Below are 18,627 nucleotides of genomic sequence, written 5' to 3' on the forward strand. Positions count from 1 at the left end.
CGCCTGCTATGCCCTTGTTGCTTTGTCGTTTCGAATGACCCCGCTTTTGGCTAATAGTTTATCAGGAAGCCCGGCTGCAGTAACTTGCAAAAAATAAACACGTTATCCAAGACCATTATATTTCAATGCATAAATATCACCGCTCGCCGTGCCAATGTTTTTCGCCCAAGGGAAAGCCGCAACGGGAAAAAATATCGTTAGCAACATTCATCTAAAAAATAAGCCAGATCGATTTTAGCAAAGCCGGTCACTGTTCTTTATCAATCAATAGATCATCGACTTCGCAGATATAATAGCGTGGATTAGAACTAACGTGTTTTCCGCGAGCTAGTATTTGCTAGATATTTGAAAAGGCTCCGCGGCAAGCAGGTAATTAAAGAAAGAATGAGCATTCGTCCCGCCATCCTGTTACGTAAGCACTGGCGAACCGAAAATTCGGCAGATAAGGTTAAACACAACAGGCCTATATAAGAGTTAGATGAATTTCCTCGACTTGATGCCCAATAAAAAAAGGCGGAACGGGAAAAGTGAGAGCGACAATTGGAAATTAATTCAAGATCATGCCCCCCGCAGTTACCCGCAGCAAAAATCACGATATAAAAATCCCGACATTTACGTAAAGATTCCGATAATTTTTTGGTTTTCAACTATACGGCGGCCGTCTAAGACACATAACTTTCCAAAAACCGTCAAATATTCCGATTGGACTACAGGAAATGTGTCCATAATACCTTATGATATTGAAAGCACTTTATGCCATGATAGTTATCACTATCGTTTAATTTACACGATTTTTGAAAAAGTTGACGATGTAATCAATACGATCGACTTCGTCATAGTCCCGACATGTCTCCTTTTTTTCATCACCCGTTACAGGCAAATCCTTATCCTTCCCCTTCAATACTATAATGCCTTGGTCTTTGTCTGACGACACAACATTATCATTATTGAATAATGGAGCGAGATCATTTTTATCTTTAAAGCGGTTTTTTAGCTCGTCGCTACACTGAGGGCTATCAGCGTTATCAATAGGTGAAGATGATATCCTCCAACCGGTATCAACCCCATGGAGATAGACTCCTTTTTCTATTTCCAGACCTTCATCCTCAAAATCGCGCTCCGAACCTAGGTCTTCAGGTCCAAATGGTAAAAATTTTATTTCTTTATCCAATTCTTTCTTCAAAATTTCCGAAACACAAAATAGAAACGGGTTCCAATATACTTTTACTTTATGTTTAAAATATACATTGCTAGTAAATAAATGTCCGTATATTTCTTCTTTCAACAATTTATACTTAGATTGTCTTGGTATAAAATTTTTTGAATATTTTACTAAATAATAATTAAAACAGAATATTTTGTATTTTTCGCAACGTTTAATCCATTTTCTGTTTTTACATTTAAGTTTAACTCTTAATGTTTTTTCGTTTTTTTCTTTATCAATGTCATCTTGATAAGGAAAATTCGGGTTTGAAATATAGCGGCATAATTTCGTGACTGCTCGCCGACAATTTATCCGTTGATTGTATAAGCTTCTATTAAAAATTGAATTCCAAGTAGATTGCTTATGACGGATGTCCTGTAAAGCTCCATAGGTAAAATATGATCCCGTTGACAAAGCATAATCGTCCTCACATAACAACGAATTCTTTAGTAGCAAAGAGTCCGCCGAGAGCAAAGAATCCGCCGGTGGAAAAGAATCTTTTGGTAGCCTACTCTCGGGAGGATATGCAAAATAACTGAAGAGTCTATCTCCCGCTTCAATATTTTTAGGATCAAAGCAAATAAACTTTTCCGGCTCCGCTTGATCCTGCTGTTTGCACTGAGAAAACGCACCTAAATTACCACGAAAAAATTCATGATTTTCAAGCCGGTTCAATGCGTTCAGAAATTTTTTATCGCCTTTATGTTGTCGGCGCAGTTTCTGTTTTACCGCTTCTTCATTTATTTGATAAACATTGAAATTGGTGTCCTTGATCCATTCGTTTTTGTTGTCGACTTGATCCAGTGAACCACTATTCGACAGATCGGGTGAAACACTATTCTCTTTTTCACTTAAATGATCAGTTAAAATAAGCTTCACCGTTTCACGTAATTGAGACGGATATTTTTCATATCGAAGATCGGAGGCTGAATTCTCAAGAAGATTGCGAATGGGACGCAGCGCCTTCCGCATCGCCTTTATATCATCCTCATTAATCGCCAACTTCGCATCCTTATCATGAGAAATTTTTCTCCATATTAATAATAGAAACGCAAATAAAAGAAGTTGGTAATAAATTGTTTCTTCCTTTTCATTATTTATTAAATTACTGAATATATTTACGTCTTTATTTTCTTCTATGTTATAGAGTGCGATTTTTGAAGACAATTCACCATGTTCGTCTTTAACATTCATCTTCTTTTTATAAAAAATTTTTTTGAATATCTTGTCTATTTCATCGTTACCGATGTCGTTTATTCCGTCGAGTAAACGTTTTAATCCGTCAATATTATTACCGTCTATATCCGACAAAAAAGATTTTGTTTCTACGACATGTTTAAATATCGCGAACAATTTCATAGTTCGGAAATCGTCTGGCGGATTTATTGCTTCATTATCTTCAGAAGGTAATTCTTGTTCAGCCAAGAGATATAAAATGGTGCCGATATAACGCAAAAAACGCGCAAATGCTTTGTCGCATAAAATCGCTTCATCATTTTCGTTGACGTTACTGTCTGAATGAGTTTTGCTGGCATCACCGCGTGGACGAACATTATCCCAAAAAATTTGTATCCATGTCGTATCAAAACATCGTTCGATCTCGTCCAATGGCGTTTTGGTTTCCAGTTCTCCTCTCAAGGATTTTTCTCTCAGCAGTTCCACAAATTTTGCTTTGAAATTTTCAAATTCGGTCAGTTGTTTGCCGCGCGCGTTCATTTTTATGTATATTTCATCGCTTGACAAAGACAGATCCTGCAATGGCTTATAAAAAAATGTGATAAGCGGCGGCTCGTCAGTTAATATTTTCCAAAGATCTGGAATATCGCTAAATCTCTTATGAATCGCATCCAGCATGACCAGCATACCGGATATTGATTGGTCAAATTTCCATCTGGAAACATACCAGCGAGCATTTTTAATAATTGACGAAATATCGTTGCCGTCGGAAAGCTGTTCCGATGAAAAAACGACTTCATTATTAAGCTTTTTAATAAACACCCTTGTGCTTTCACGAATTTCATAACCAAAGCGGTTAAAAAATTCCTTTTCATCGGCTAATTTTCCGGCTTTTACTGCTGCATACCAGTGCAACAAATACAATGTAGTCAGCCGTTGTTGCCCATCAAATGGCTTGAAAACCCCTTCATCTTCCTCCCCATAGATAAAATCGAGATGTAGCGGCTTTATTTCTTTACACGCCTTATAAAGTGCATCCAAAAAGTCGTGGCGAATAGACTTCACTTTTTCGGTGAGACGTCCTTGCGCATAATCACGTTGGATCATCGGGATAACAACTTCAGTGTCTTGCAAAAGTTGATAAAAGCTTTGAACTTTGCCGCTCCCCATCATTTTCATCCCAATAAGTACGTTAGTTTTTTCTTTGATGTCACCGAGGTATGCTTCGCGATCTTTCGCTGTCCAATATAGATGATCTTGTTCTTCCATGCTAAACAAGCGCAAGAATACAGCTTGTGTAGCGGGTGGAATGAAATTGCCTTGTTTCATTTCTTCAATAATTTTGTTCTGTTTGACACGAAAAATCGAATTGTTCAGAACACTGTTTGCCGAACCGTCAAGAAGCGCAAGGTTCGACAGCTCGTGCAAGTCCTTGGTGCCATAGTCATCTGCCGGATTAATTTTTTCCACTATCTCATCGGACAGCTTCAAAAACTCCTTTCTGAGGTCTGACGATTTTAATTGCCCGGAACGTTCGAGCTTATCTATCAATTCATCCACGCGCGCGATCAGTTCTTTTTTCTTGTTTTCCTCATTCTGGTTTTTCTTATCCTCACCAGGACTGTCCAACACTCCCCGATGGCTTTTTAACCAAATCAACCATTGTTCTTTTGTGTTAAGTCCCTCAACATTTTGCGCGTTGATGTGTTCTATCGTCCATTTCTTTTGATGATGGGCCGAGAAGTCATATCGGTGCTTTGTGCCGGTTGTTTTCATACTTCTCACATATTCGACATTGTATAAAAACAGGAGCCTTTCGCATCCTGGTTCATTAGTATCGTAAGTATATTCCAGAGCCGTATCCAAATCCTGATAAAAACTTTTGATATAACCTTTAACTTCTTCCTTTAACTCGTCTTTTTTCAGATCTTTAAATTTTGAAAACAGGTCTGGATTCATTCGTTTTTCAGCGAATAAATAACCAATCCAATGATAAAGATCATTATCGTCATACCAGGTTTGTAACTTCCATAGATCAAGCTGGATTGATTCCCATATCTGCTTTACATTATTAATAGAAAAATTATTCTTTTTAGCTTTTTTCAATTCGTCTTCGAGTTTTATAAAAGGAGGAAGATTTCTATCTCGATCGCTATTTTCGGTATTATCTTCTTTGTTTTTTTGGGAAAAATGAAAATCCAGAAGAAAATCTATGCGCGTTTGATAACGCTCGTCTTCAAAACTTTTGTTTCGTTGATCTTGAACATTCGACGAACAGTCATTTTCCGAAAAACCGAGAAATCCCCAGAATTCCGGTTTTCGCAACTCATATTCGAGATTATCCCACCCAATGCTAATCAAGCCACGTTCCGTTTCAATATCCGGCAAGTTTGCATTATCGTTTTTGCTATTTTCCGATTTGTAATAAGCAGGATTGAGAAGTGTTGCGCGGCTTAGCTCGGCATTAGTTAATGGAATTTTTCCGCTATTCAAACGTGTAAATGCCGCTATTTCACCGCTGGAGTCGTTATTATCAATTACGTACCAAAGTACCTTTACCTGATTAGCAAATACCCTATAAAATTCTGACCAATTGATAATTTTTCTGTTATTCTGGTTAATACTATTTTCTATATTTTCAATATATTCAATTATTGTCATGTAGGCATTATATAAAAATTGTAAATCTATATTATTAAAATGTACATATCTACGATCTTCGCATTTTTTATTGTTAATATCTTTTTTTCTGCGTTTTATAAACTTTCCGATATATTTTAAAAATTTAGTACTTTTATTCCGTGTCTTAATGGTTAGCGTATAATCAATGAAATCACTCTTTGCACTTTGGCATCGTGAATTATCAATTTTTCCCTGAATTTGCTCATCATATTGGTTCAATAGGACTGCGTTCAATAAAAACACTGTTGTTAAACGTTGTTGACCATCAACAATGTTTATTTCCGGTCCATTTTCTTTTTCACCGTTACCGGTTCTCGAGCTATCGTTCTCCATAACCACAACAGGTTGAAGAAAATAGATTTTGTTTTCTTTTCCTTTCTTGAATTGTTCATAAAAGTCGAAAATATCATTTAACAAGTCATTAATCTGCTGGTCATTCCATCGGTACCCACGTTGATAGCCCGGAATAATAAAATTTCCCTTCAACTCGTTAAGGGCACGTAATTCACCGCTGTTTCCGGATAGTCGCTTGGAATATTCGTCGTCGGTATTTCCTATATCTTGCTCTGTATTCATATTGATTTTCTGACAATCTTTAAAAAATAAAAATTCTGAACAAGAATTATATTGTTTCGTTTCGGTACGCAATTATTGAAATAGAAGTGCAAAAATTTTTTTTAAACTTGAATGCAAATTTAATTCTAAATCAGTTATAACGTTTCATCAATTGATCAACTTGATTACTCTATTTTCATTCTTTTTAATAGGGCACTCTTTCCGGAAGTAATACCCCCCGAACAGCCGGTACAAAAATATAGAAAAAGAAACAACAAAAACGATTTTCCACTTAAACTATCATTACGCTGAATGGACAAGGGGAATTTAAAAACTGTAATGAATTGTATTGATGGATGTGTTCGGAAAAAATGTCTGAAATAGTGTAACTAGTGACTTCACATATTTCTCTTACATAAAATAGCAGAGAATTTCCAAGATGGAATGGCGCTGTTGTTAGGCTCGTTCTAAAATGTTTGAACTGGGTGGGAGGTCATGCATTGCGCAATGGTTAAATTGTGTCACTCTTTGAACGCAATCATTCATTTTCGCTTTTATGTTTGCCTGAGAAGAAGATGCCATTCCAGATTGAAATAGTTGCATGCTTGTCCTTGACTATGCTTGAATTTTTGTAAACTTGCCATGCTCCTGAAGCCTTGCATCGCCCTTTCCCTGCTGCAGAATGGAATTTGAGAATGCATTCTCACAACGATTCTTTTAAACGACGCCACGTTTCCTCTGTTCTGCCATGCCGATTGCTTTGAATGCTACTCCATAGAAAGGAACCTTTCAGTTTTTATAATCTTTGGATAACCGCGCTTTTTCAAGGATTTCAAGATGAACTTTCCGACACCCCTGATATTGCGTTTCTTTGAAACATGACATTCCGGAACTTCAGCTTCATGATAGACAGCACGCAATAGATAATGTTGCACATGATCGATCTTTACAAACACTTCATCCAGATGCCATTGCCGGTTCGGGCACTTCCCGTTGCACTTCTTAACGATAGAACGAGCCAGTCATCTGCAAAACCTTGTAACCCATTACCAGATGGTTTCATGACAGATATCAATACCGCGATCATACAAAATATTCTTAACCTATCTAAGATTGGATAAACCATCACCGCCAAGCGGGTGATTTCGTGTGATGTTATAAAATATTTGAAAGGATCTGACTTGCCCATTCGACAAAATTATAACAAAGACATAAAAAATTTAAGTTATTCTGTATAAACATTTACATATACTTATGACTTTGATTTCAAAACAGTAAAATATTCAGATGAAACGATTGAGGAATTCTTTTGTTCTTGGTGCTTGAGGATTTCCTATAACATCTTCAGGTTTACCCTGTTCTATAATATAGCCATCATCCATAAAAATAACACGGTCTGCAACCTCGCGCGCAAAACCTATTTCATGTGTTACGATAATCATGGTCATACCTTGTTTGGCGAGGTCGCGCATAGTTTCAAGGACTTCGCCAACAAGCTCCGGATCGAGAGCAGATGTCGGTTCGTCAAACAAAAGAAGTTTTGGTCGGATAGCGAGTGCGCGCGCAATAGCAACACGTTGTTGTTGCCCGCCGGAAAGTTGTGACGGATAGAACTCGGCCTTGTCACCGAGACCAACCCTATCAAGCAATTCCAATGCGTGTTCACATGCTTTTTGGCGCGTGATTTTATGAACATGTATTGGTGCTTCAATAATATTTTCCAGCACCGTCATGTGCGGATAGAGATTGAACTGCTGGAAGACCATACCGATAGAGCGCCGTTGTTTGGCAATGCCGCGACTGGATAGCGGCATAAGCTTGTTATGGCTCCATTTAAAGCCGATTTGTTCATCGCCGACCATAATCATGCCTTGATTAATAACCTCAAGACGATTGATACAGCGCAAAAATGTTGATTTTCCTGAGCCGGAAGGCCCCAATATCACGATTGTTTCACCTATTCTAACGTCGACATCAAGACCTTTGAGAACTTGTAGATCGCCGAAGGATTTGTGAATATTCCGTGCGACAACCAAAGGCGGTTCTGAAGAGTTTAGATGCTTTTCAACCATTTTCAGTTCCCCCGACGGTTACAACCTGTGTTCTTTTTGGAAGCGGATGTGTTCCTTTCTCGCCACGTCCATAATAACGCTCGATGAAACCTTGGCCGATATTCAAGATCGACGTAATGATGAGGTACCAGATCACGGCAACCATCAGCATAGGGATAACCTCGAAAGTGCGGTTATAGATAGATTGGACTGAATAAAGCATGTCAGACATGGCAATAACGCTGACAAGCGATGTTGATTTAATCATGCTGATTAACTGATTTCCCGTGGGAGGTACGATAGAGCGCATAGCTTGTGGAATAATGATACGGCGTAATGCCTGAATCTTTGTCATGCCGAATGCATCACATGTTTCATATTGTTCCTTTCTAACTGATAACAGACCAGCGCGTATGATTTCTGCCATATAGGCTGCTTCATTAAGAGCCAGGCCTGCAATGGCAGCAGTCAATGGTGTAATCAGGTCATTTGTATCACATGAAATAAAAGTAGGACCGAAGGGGATACCGATGCTGATTTTTGGAACCAGAGTAGAAAGATTATACCAGAAAATCAGTTGTACCAAGAGTGGAGTGCCGCGAAAAAACCAGATGTAAAGACCGGCAATGCTTCGTGCAAGGTAGTCGTTTGATAAGCGTGCAACAGCAATTACCAGACCAATTGCCACACCCAGGACCATGGATATGACTGTAAGCCATAAAGTCGTCAGCAACCCCTTCATAATTGAATATTCGGTAAACCATTCCCGGATGATGGGCCATCCGAAGTTGGGATTGTTTGCAACACGCCACAACAGGATGACTGCAATAAGGAGTGCGACGATCCAGACAACAATACGTCCAAGCGGTACAACATGATGAGCATTGACGACATCACGTTTCTGCCAGTCATTATGATCGGTCTCTTCACGCATGCCTATTTTGCCCTTATTTGCTCATATCTGTTGCCATATTCACATCAACTGACTTGACCATATTATTTTCAAGCCCCCATTTTTTCATGATGATTTCATAGGTTCCATTGGCAATAAGCTCATTGAATGCGCTTTTTAAAACATTGCCCAGTGGACTGTTTTTGGCGACAACTGCGCCTTGATAAATGTCCTCGAATCCATTTTTTTGTCCAATACCGGCAAGTTCAAGCTGCCCGTTTGCCTGTTGGACAAAATAAGTAAGGGGAGCCTGTGACGAGAAGAAAGCATCTGCGCGGTTTGAACGAACAGAAAGAATAGCCGTTGGCTGGTCGGCGAAAGACAAGACATTTACTGCCGGTTTGCCATCCTTGATACAGACTTCCGACTGTTGTTTGATTACTTTCTCGGCAGAGCCGGCTGCCATAACGGAAATGCGTTTGCCACATGTTTCGCCAAGGTTAGTGATGTTTTCCGGATTGCCCTTCTTGACGGCAAAAACAACAAATTCTTGTACATAATCGATAAAATCATTTGCACCTTGACGGGAAGGATAGTCACCGACAGGCCCGATAGACAGATCATAACGACCTGAATTGACGCCGCTCAGTTCGGCAGCAAGACCGGAAACTGTCAGATGTTCGATTTTCAAGCCAAGAAGTTCTGATATGGCTTGTGAAAAATCTTCGCTGGCACCATCAATGTCTGTATTGCTTTTTGCAATAATATAGGGTGGGAAAGAACCACCATTGACGGATATTAATTTTCCTGATTCAAGGTTCTTGGCAGGCAATTTGGCGCGAAGTTCTTCATTTACTTTCTGCTTTGGAATTGTGATGTCCTGTGCAAAAGAAGATGTGCAACCAATCATCAAAAATAGACAAGTGACCAGTTTTGTTAACTTATTTTTCATTCCCCATATCCTTTTTGGTTTTACCCGTATTTTTTTGATCTTATGTAAGTTCAGGCGTTTTGAACTTCCGGTTGTTTAAAACCGGCAATATTTTTCGTGCGTGTTCAATGCGCTCTTTTGAAAGATTTGCATAAACGAGAGCGGGAGCCTCGCCAGCTTGTAAAATGGCAACGCCAAGAGGATCAACGACCATACTGGCGCCGATATTGCGTTCACCGCATTCACCAACAGCTATCATATAGCAAGTATTTTCAAGGGCGCGCGCGGTGACAAGAATGTTCCAATGCGCTTCTTTGCCTAAACCACGCACCCATGCTGCCGGCAATAGGAAAGCATCGGCACCATCTGCAGCCAATCGTCTTGCAAGTTCCGGAAAACGGACATCATAACACGTCATCAATCCGAATTTGAAACCGCCGATTTCAACCAATGCAGGGACTTCGGTGCCAGGTTCGACATTGGCAGATTCTTGCATGTTAAAGGCATCATAAAGATGCAATTTTGTATAACATGCTATGATTTTACCTTTGTGAATGACAAGGTGATTATTATGAACGCGTTTTTCACCTGTTGTTGTATGTACAGTCATTGCTACAGCCATAGGCATCGCATTGCTTTTTTCAATCACGGCGCTGATAAAAGGACCATCAAGCGGTTGAGCCGATTTGAGAACAATTTCAGGATCGGCAATATCACGTGCCAAAATACCTTCTGGCAGCACTAGAAGCTCTGCATGTTGTTGATTAGCCTTTTCCATCAGATCAAGGACCGTTTCCAAATTTTTTTCCCATATTTTGCCGACTGCAAACTGCCCTAATGCGATTTTCATATTTTTTCCTTTGAAAATATCGTGACGTTGAAATGATGTATCGGTCAGAATCTGTGTGGAAAAAGATCCTCGACAGTCAAATGATGCGGCAGGATTTTTTGCCGATAGAGCTCTGAAGAAAAATCGGTTATCATCCTGGAGTTTGTTACCAGCCCGCTCGAATCCCAATCGTCGGCAAGGCGATAGGCGCTTTGCTCTAGATCATCCAATATCCACGGTGTTGTCTCTGCATATTTGCGTCGTTTATTCAGCCACAATTTTTTGGATGCCTTCAACAGGCGGTCAACTTCGACTAAAGCTTCGGAATGTTTTTCAACAAATTCTTTTTTGAAAGCCAACATATGAATTCCGGGAATATAGCCGACTTTGTCATAATAAGCTTGTTCGCTAGCTCTGAAATCCGGCAACAGCTGTCTAAAAGACGTTGATGAATTGAAAAAACCATCCGGCATAAAGGGTGTCATGATTGCATCGAGCCAACCATTTTCAAGGAGTTCTACCATCGGTTTTTCATCAGGGGCAGCTTCTATGCGGCCTGGTCTACCAAAGCCATCAAGGCGATCTATAATCGGATGTGCTTCAGTAAGACGCCCTGCATACCAATAGGCATCCTCGACATCCAAGCCTTCCTGAAAAAGCGCCGTACGTGTCCAGACATTACCTGAATCACGCCATCCTGTTACACCAATACGCTTGCCTTTAAGCTGGCTAAAAGTGGTGATAGGGCTATCTTTGCGTGTTATAAGGCAACGATGTCGGAAACCACGCATCAGAAAATGCGGAACCCCAATGAGCCGGTCATCATCAACAGCGCGTGCAGAGGCATAGCGGCTGAAAGATGTTTCTGCTACGTCATAACTATCAATTTCTGCGAGATTGGTTACAAGTGTTCCAACGCGTTCAATATCAAGATCAACATGATCGGATCGAATATCACCAAGCAGCAAGGGCGTCAGATAATCCCAATCACGAAAAGCAGCGCGTATTTTGATTTTAGCCATAAAATCTTCCCCCCTAAATAAACAGAAATATTTTATCTCAATATTGAAGATTAATTGTTTAATTATAATTGTTCAAATAATATTATGTTATTGAACAATTAAAACATTAGACGATATAAATTCGAGAAAGAATAAAATCGGGAAAGAGCAAGTTTGGCTAAGAAGCATATTGATACAGAATGGTTGGCGGGTCAGATCAGTGATCGTACAACGCGAGGCATCGCAATCCGGACGACCAATCTTATTGCAAATGGCCAGCTTGAATTGGGGGCAAAATTACCACCATTGCGTGAACTAGCCTATGTCATGAAAGTCAGTCCTGCTACATTATCCAATGCATGGAAAGAGTTGCGAAAACTTCGTGTAATAACCGGCAAAGGACGCAACGGTTCATGGATCAGTGGTGTGCGTACTTCCCCAGGACCGTCCCGTTTTTTGAATGCGCATCCCTCTCGCATGGGACAGGTTGGCAATTATGATAACAATACTATTGATCTTAGCTGGTCGGTGCCTGATCCCGACTTGTTGCCATCGCTGGAAAAAGCGATGCAACACGGTGTCAAAGTTGCCAATCTGAACAGCTATGACCGTGAAAAAATTCTGCCTGAATTGCGCGAGGCAGTTGAAGCCCGTTGGCCCTATAAGCCGGAAGGTTTTCTTGTAACCAATGGTGGTTATAGTGCGATCCATGCCATATTGCATGCACTTTATTTTGCAGGAGCCAAGATTGCTGTCGAAGATCCGACACCTATGCGGATTTTGGATATTATTGAAGATATGGGGTGTGAACCGGTTCCGGTTGCTTGCGATGAAAATGGTCCGATACCGGATGCGCTTGAAGAAGCTTTAATGCAGGAGCCACAAGCCTTTCTTTATCAACCAAGACTTCATTCCATTCTTGGAGCCAAAATGACCTCGCAAAGATCGAAGTCATTGGCAAAAATACTGGAAAATTCAAAAATCATGATTATAGAAGATGATGGACTTGGAGATATTTCATCATTGCCACCTTTATCTCTTGGGAAATATTTTCCCGATCGTGTTGTGCATATTTTGTCTTTTTCCAAGGCACTCGGGCCGGATTTACGTGTTGCTGTTTTGTCAGCTCCGCTTTCTATCATATCGAAAATACAATCCTTTCGTGCTTTCAGTTCAGGTTGGACAAGTCGAATTATGCAATCGGCAACAGCATGGCTCTTGAAAGATGAGGCAACAGTCAAGGAATTGGAAAAGGCGAGAAAAATATATAAGCAGCGTCGCGAATCTCTTTATCAGGCTTTTGATCAATATGGTGTCAATGCATTTCGGAGTCGTGGTGAAGGTTTTAGCATCTGGCTCCCTGTTCCCGATGAACAATTTGCCATGATTACATTGGCCTCAAGGCGTATCGCTGTGCTGCCCGGTAGCAAGTGCTCTGTTTATGGAACACAGGCATTACGTATATCTACATCCAATCTGGTGGATAATTTTGATTATGTGGCACAAGCTGTAAGGTCGGCATTGAAGCTCCCGGATTAACTCCAACTTGTCTGAAAAGTACACCCTGACTATTCTTTAAGCGGACATTGTCAGAATAACTTTGCGTTTGGATGTCGAAGAGATAATTTTACGCCATGACGAAATACATACATTCAAATATTTTTAAACACCACCCGAAATTATTCTTTTAGCCGTCATAGTTTACACACCATATCTAACGGAACGCTTTTAAAACCTCCTTTTTATTATTTTTTTCATATTAACATATTGATTTTATTATAAATTTATCGAGAATTGATTGGAGCGAATTTCATAATTTTAAACTGTTTAGAACTGTCCACGCAGCTTCCGACAGCGTGAGGATATTTTGCAAAGCTGGTTGAAGAGCTGGGCGCCACTATCCAACGAACAGACCTCAAAAGGCCCCAATCCGGAAAGCCCTACAATTGTCAAATACATTGCTACTGGCACCAAAGGTATAGACCTTCCGTTTAAAAAACTCATTTGAAACTTGCTACAGCTCAATTGGAACAAACAAGAACAGTTCTTCCCCACAGGCGATCCCATCATTCTCATAATTCTTTGATAGAAGCCTCTTCACCATTTCCTGATAAGGATCATCGCCACGAACAAGCGTAGGACTTCAAACAGACACTTCTGCTCGAAAAACGTCCATCATACCAATGGGAGCCCGTCTCAACTATGAAACCAAAGCGCTAAGCAACGGATATCTTTGTCTTCTATCCGTTGGGTAGAATTAAATGATAAAATTACGAAATTGCTGGCGGAGAAGAAGGGATTCGAACCCTCGAGAGCCTTTTGAGCTCTACTCCCTTAGCAGGGGAGCGCCTTCGACCACTCGGCCACCTCTCCAAGAGGAGCCAATAAACATTCTTTGATGGAAGTTCAAGCGATTTTCACGATTTTCTAAAATTTTATACATATTAATGGCCCCATTATTGACGTCTCAAACATTTTTGTCAAAGACACTGCGTAGCTGTTCACTAACAGAGCATTGTCTTTCTCGCAGAGAGGCCTTCTGCCATTTAGCCAAACGATTTCTTTCGATCTCTCGGTCTGGATTACTCATAGTTTATATAATGAATGGGTGTTTATATAATGAATGGGTTTGTTTTATTGCGACTTAATCATCGTGAATTAGCCGTGACGAATTAGCCAAATTCCTCGTTTTGCACATTCTTTCCTAACTTCTGTAAAACGTCGGTCTGTTGCACGCTGTCATATTCCGTCTGTTGCAAAGCCCGATTGTTTCATTGCTGCTTATAACTTCAATCAGCGGGCAGTTTCTCGATCCAGAAACTTAGAGCTAATCTTCATTCATAAATGCGATCAATGTCTAAACCAGCTGACGTCAGTCTATATTTTGAATTGAAAAGTGTTGGTTTTGTGCAATAAAAGAAATTCTGTTCCATATCGAGAATAAAGTGTGTTTCGACTCGAATAGATCGTATACAAGCGGTCAAAATCAGCGGTTAATGAAAAATTAACACAAAATATATGGTTAATTATCCACAAACAAAATGGCTTGATTGATATATTTTTGTGTCATTTTTGCAACAACAATCAATGATACTCGGGTTGGAGACGCCGTTTTTCCTAATTCGTTGTTGAATCGAACTTCATGTCGGGTATGTTCGATCCATGAAGAAGGAGCGCTTGCGTGCGACTTTTTCGGTTAAGGGGATCGGGATTCAACTTTCTGAACTTCGTGAACCCGACCCAATTTTAACTTTGACTGGAGGTCAGATATGAACATTAAGAGCCTTCTTCTCGGCTCCGCTGCAGCTCTCATTGCAGTTTCTGGCGCTCGTGCAGCTGATGTTGTCGTTGCAGAGCCTGAACCCGTTGAATATGTACGCGTTTGCGACGCGTATGGTGAAGGATATTTCTACATTCCCGGAACCGAGACTTGCATGCGTATTTCCGGCTATGTCCGTGCAGACATCAAGGGCGGCGATAATGTAGGCGCTCGTAAGCGTGGTGACGTTGATCGTGATACTTACGCATGGCGTACACGTGCAACACTCCGTTTCCACACCGCTTCCGAAACAGAACTCGGCACATTGCGCACATTCATTGAATTGCGTTCGCAGTGGGACCAAGGTGCAGAATGGGATCACAAGGGTGATTCCGCTGGTGGTCAACTTCGTTTTGCTTTCATCGAACTCGGTGGCATCCGCGTTGGTCTTGATGAATCCATCTTCAACCATTGGACAGGTTACTATGGTAATGTCATCAATGACGATATCGTAAACCCGATGGCTTACACACGTACCAATGTTATCAGCTACACATTCAATGCAGGAAACGGTTTCTCCGCTATCTTGGGTGTTGAACAAGGCAACGATGATTTGAATAACGCTGATAAGTATGGTTATCGTTATTCCCATGCAGATGACGGCGATATTAACTTTAAACGCTATAAACTCAGCGGTAAAATTGACGACTATACACCGAATGTTGTTGGCGGTTTGAAATTCGTTCAAGGCTGGGGCGGTGTTTCCGTTGTTGGCGCTTACGATGCATTTTATGAAGAATGGGCAGCCAAGGCTCGTTTGGATTTGAACGTTACCGATCAGTGGAGCGTTTGGGTCATGGGCGGATATAAATCTGCTGACGATTACTACAACTTTGATAACACCTATGGTATGAAAGATGTCGACGGTAGTCACCATGCTGCACGTATTGGTCATGATGGTGTCCTTAAGTACGGTATTTATCGTCAGATCAACTCGATCTACGGTGATTGGGGCGGTGACTGGGCTGTTTGGGGTGGTACAACCTTCAAGTTCAATAAGAAGACCAGCTTTAACGCTCAAGTTTCCTACGACGATACAGATACATTCGCTGCATCCGTTAACGTAAAGTATGAGTTGGTACCGGGTCTCGTCATTACTCCTGAATTGACTTATGTCTCTTGGGAAAATGATTACAGCATTCGCGACGAGATTAGAAATGCTAAGCTTAATGACTCTCTCAAAGGTCAGGATGCTTTCCAGGGTATGGTTCGTATCCAACGTTCGTTCTAATTCTTGACTGGATTGAAAATAGAAACCGGTGGTTTTGCCACCGGTTTTTTTATGCCTGACGGGATTTTAAAGTGGCTTTTGAATATGTCGTGATAACGCGCCTATTGGCTGTGTTATTAAACTTTGCAACGCACTTGTCTCTACCTTTGTGATTACCTGTCAAGATTACTAAAGCCGCAAGCGTAACATTGTGATCGGCTCGCGTTCCGGTAATTTTTTCCTTAACAGATTCAGCTTCATCAACTTGCATTTCGCAAATTCAATTAACTCACTTAGGGTGAAAGGTTTTCTTATAAGAACAGAATATGGTTTTGTCCGTAAAATCATGACAGACGGGTTGGCTCATCCTGTTTGTCTGGAGATATTCAAGACGTAATCATACAATCCGGTTAGAGATTTTTTATCAGGTAAAATTGAAGGTTGTATAAACATATCTTTCGGTAATTCGATCTAACAAAACATTTTTGAACCGTTTTGAAATTTTTAAAAAAATAACCAGCTATTTTTAATCCGGATGTTTTTTAATTTTTGATAAAAATAATCTATTAATTAATTTTATATAAGTTATTAATTAAACTATTAGTTTAATTTTTAATTTTACTTATTTATATAAATTTTATAAAAAGTATATAAATTTTAATACTATTATTGAAAATAGAGTCATATTTTTCAATACATAAAATTTGAATTTGGCATACTGAAAAAATGGCTTTTGCGTTACATGAAATCGAAATGTCATTCAAAATTCATCATTTAATTCCACGTCATAACGATTTATTGATGTTCAGGGCAAGGGTATTTTGTGCTAGTGATGCCAAAATGCGCTTTTGCCTGTTGCCGTTTTAACTGGAATAAACAATGTCAGCAAAATTTGAGTTCCCGGCTGTTACGCCGCTTGTTGCGTCTCTCCCATCTACCGTTCCCTTTACAGGACCGGAATCAATCGAACGGAAAACAGGCTGTTTATTTCGCGCCCGATTGGGAGCCAATGAAAATGGCTTCGGACCTGCACCATCAGTCATCAAAGCACTACAGCAATCTAACAGTGAGGTCTGGAAATATGGTGACCCGGAAAACTATGATCTGATAAATGCTTTGGCAAATCTATATAATTTGAAGCCTGAGCAATTGACGGTTGGCCCGGGCGTAGACTCGTTATTAGGATTGATTGTGCGGCAATATATCGAGCCTGGTGATGTTGTCATCAATTCGCTTGGCGGGTATCCGACGTTCAACTACCATGTAGCCGGTTTTGGTGGAAAACTGGTGAATGTTCCCTATTCGAACGACAAATCCGATCTTCAGGCTCTTTCGAATGCAGCTCATAAATATAAAGCAAAAATTGTTTATCTCGCAAATCCGGATAATCCGTTGGGAACATGGCACAATAAAAATGAGATAGAGGCTTTCATAACGAATTTACCGAAAACAACCTTGTTGGTTCTTGATGAAGCTTATGGTGAGCTTGCACCGAAAGATGAATTGCCGGAAATGTCCAAAATTTGGCCTAACGTGTTGCGTATGCGCACCTTTTCCAAAGTTTACGGACTAGCCGGATTGCGTTGTGGCTATGCGATAGGGCCAGCCGAACTCGTCTGCATGTTCGATAAAGTACGGGATCATTTTTCTGTCAACAAAATGGCACAAATTGCGGCGTTTCACGCTTTGGCGGACAGGAAATATCTTGATGAAGTTATAAGAAAAATCGACAATGCAAAAAAAGAAATTGTAAAAATTGCTGAAAGTCATGGATTAAAAACGTTACCATCAGCGACAAACTTTGTCGCGATCGATTGTGGACGTGATGGAAATTTTGCAAAAGATGTTCTGGACGGACTGATCAAGCGGGCGATATTCGTGCGTAAGCCTTCTGTTCCTGTTTTGGATCGGCTCATAAGAGTAAGCGTCGGTCCCCAAAAAGAGATAGATCTTTTTGCAGAAGCTTTTGCATCCGCGCTGGACGCGGCAAATAAGGGGTGAAAAATATGTCTGATCTGAATAAACGTATATTATGCGGCTTTTCCGGCCTCTATGGCGCCGGTGGTATTGCCGCGTATGCTGCTGCCTCGCATATCGGTGGCTATTATGAAGCCGTAGCACCTGTGCTTCTTGGTAATGCCGCGGCATTGCTGGGGCTTTCAGTTGCAACAAAAACAAACATCGTCATGCGTCTTTCCGGCTTTTTCATCATCATTGGCGTCGCACTTTTTGCCTCGGATATCATGTGTCGCGAATTTGCTGAAACACGTCTGTTTCCTTATGCTGCTCCACTTGGTGGCACAATCAACATTCTCGGCTGGCTTTTGTTAATCATTGCCTCATTTTTGCCTTTTGAAAAAGAAGACGATTAACGTATCAGATTGCTCGTCAAAACTTTTCTCTTATATAAAAATCTTGAATACTGCCTTTAAGGATATATGCATTCAAGCATAGGTCGCGTCCTTTGCGTCGTTCATTAATCACGCTTTATAGATGTTGACAAAATAACCTTTTAAGCCAAACATGCAAACCAACCTTGGGGAGCCTTTCGAGGCTGAGAGTCTGTATTGAATTGGTCAAAATCCGATCAATACAGTGACCCATTGAACCTGAACCAGTTAGGACTGGCGGAGGGATGGTGTTTATGTTTGACACGCTTTAATATGCGGCAGTCAATTAATTTTCAATCATTCCGGTCCGGTTTTAGTTTGTGTGCCGAGAATTTACATTCCGGACACCAAGCATCTGGTTCATTACGGCGTGACCGGCGTTGCAGA

General features: G+C 40.5%; 11 protein-coding genes, 1 tRNA gene and 1 riboswitch. Of the genes, 4 read left to right on the top strand and 8 right to left on the bottom strand.

Features of this window, described 5'->3' with window-relative positions:
* Positions 1-778 precede the first annotated feature (778 nt).
* The 7 genes from PEB0122_RS05230 to PEB0122_RS05260 form a co-directional block, all read right to left on the bottom strand.
* Positions 779-5,638, bottom strand: a complete 4,860-nt coding sequence (locus tag PEB0122_RS05230) for a DUF262 domain-containing protein (RefSeq protein WP_075915923.1) — start codon at positions 5,636-5,638, stop codon at positions 779-781.
* A gap of 746 nt (positions 5,639-6,384) precedes the next feature.
* On the bottom strand, positions 6,385-6,573 hold the full coding sequence (locus PEB0122_RS11865; protein WP_318655614.1) for a DDE-type integrase/transposase/recombinase: 189 nt from the start codon (positions 6,571-6,573) through the stop codon (positions 6,385-6,387).
* 327 nt (positions 6,574-6,900) lie between these two features.
* Positions 6,901-7,689 carry an amino acid ABC transporter ATP-binding protein gene (locus PEB0122_RS05240; RefSeq protein ID WP_075915925.1) on the bottom strand — a complete coding sequence of 263 codons (789 nt, stop codon included), beginning with the start codon at positions 7,687-7,689 and terminating at the stop codon, positions 6,901-6,903.
* Positions 7,682-8,602 carry an amino acid ABC transporter permease gene (locus PEB0122_RS05245; protein WP_075915927.1) on the bottom strand — a complete coding sequence of 307 codons (921 nt, stop codon included), beginning with the start codon at positions 8,600-8,602 and terminating at the stop codon, positions 7,682-7,684. The genes PEB0122_RS05240 and PEB0122_RS05245 overlap by 8 nt, the downstream gene beginning before the upstream one ends.
* A gap of 13 nt (positions 8,603-8,615) precedes the next feature.
* Positions 8,616-9,512: an ABC transporter substrate-binding protein gene (locus PEB0122_RS05250; protein WP_075915929.1), complete on the bottom strand. Its 897-nt coding sequence runs from the start codon at positions 9,510-9,512 to the stop codon at positions 8,616-8,618.
* A gap of 40 nt (positions 9,513-9,552) precedes the next feature.
* Positions 9,553-10,341, bottom strand: a complete 789-nt coding sequence (locus PEB0122_RS05255) for a deaminated glutathione amidase (RefSeq protein ID WP_075915931.1) — start codon at positions 10,339-10,341, stop codon at positions 9,553-9,555.
* A 44-nt stretch (positions 10,342-10,385) separates the two neighbouring features.
* Positions 10,386-11,342: a substrate-binding domain-containing protein gene (locus PEB0122_RS05260; RefSeq protein ID WP_075915933.1), complete on the bottom strand. Its 957-nt coding sequence runs from the start codon at positions 11,340-11,342 to the stop codon at positions 10,386-10,388.
* Between the two features lie 153 nt (positions 11,343-11,495).
* Here PEB0122_RS05260 and PEB0122_RS05265 point away from each other — a divergent pair, with 153 nt between their 5' ends.
* Entirely contained in the window at positions 11,496-12,860 is a 1,365-nt protein-coding gene (locus PEB0122_RS05265; protein ID WP_083650229.1) for an aminotransferase-like domain-containing protein, read from the top strand.
* A gap of 743 nt (positions 12,861-13,603) precedes the next feature.
* Here PEB0122_RS05265 and PEB0122_RS05270 read toward each other — a convergent pair.
* Positions 13,604-13,694: transfer RNA gene (locus tag PEB0122_RS05270), tRNA-Ser, on the bottom strand.
* An 896-nt stretch (positions 13,695-14,590) separates the two neighbouring features.
* On the opposite strand from PEB0122_RS05270, the gene PEB0122_RS05275 reads away from it, so the two are divergent.
* From PEB0122_RS05275 to PEB0122_RS05290, 3 genes are all read left to right on the top strand, one after another.
* The gene (locus tag PEB0122_RS05275; protein ID WP_075915935.1) at positions 14,591-15,871 is read left to right on the top strand and encodes a porin; all 1,281 of its coding nucleotides are present in this window, start codon (positions 14,591-14,593) and stop codon (positions 15,869-15,871) included.
* A gap of 858 nt (positions 15,872-16,729) precedes the next feature.
* Positions 16,730-17,851, top strand: a complete 1,122-nt coding sequence (locus PEB0122_RS05285) for a pyridoxal phosphate-dependent aminotransferase (protein WP_075915939.1) — start codon at positions 16,730-16,732, stop codon at positions 17,849-17,851.
* Between the two features lie 5 nt (positions 17,852-17,856).
* Positions 17,857-18,222 carry a DUF423 domain-containing protein gene (locus tag PEB0122_RS05290; protein WP_075914782.1) on the top strand — a complete coding sequence of 122 codons (366 nt, stop codon included), beginning with the start codon at positions 17,857-17,859 and terminating at the stop codon, positions 18,220-18,222.
* Between the two features lie 155 nt (positions 18,223-18,377).
* Positions 18,378-18,503: riboswitch (TPP riboswitch) on the top strand.
* Positions 18,504-18,627: the final 124 nt, after the last annotated feature.

It is taken from the genome of Ditibartonella apis (assembly GCF_001952075.1).
GTDB classification, from domain to species: Bacteria; Pseudomonadota; Alphaproteobacteria; order Rhizobiales; family Rhizobiaceae; genus Bartonella; species Bartonella apis.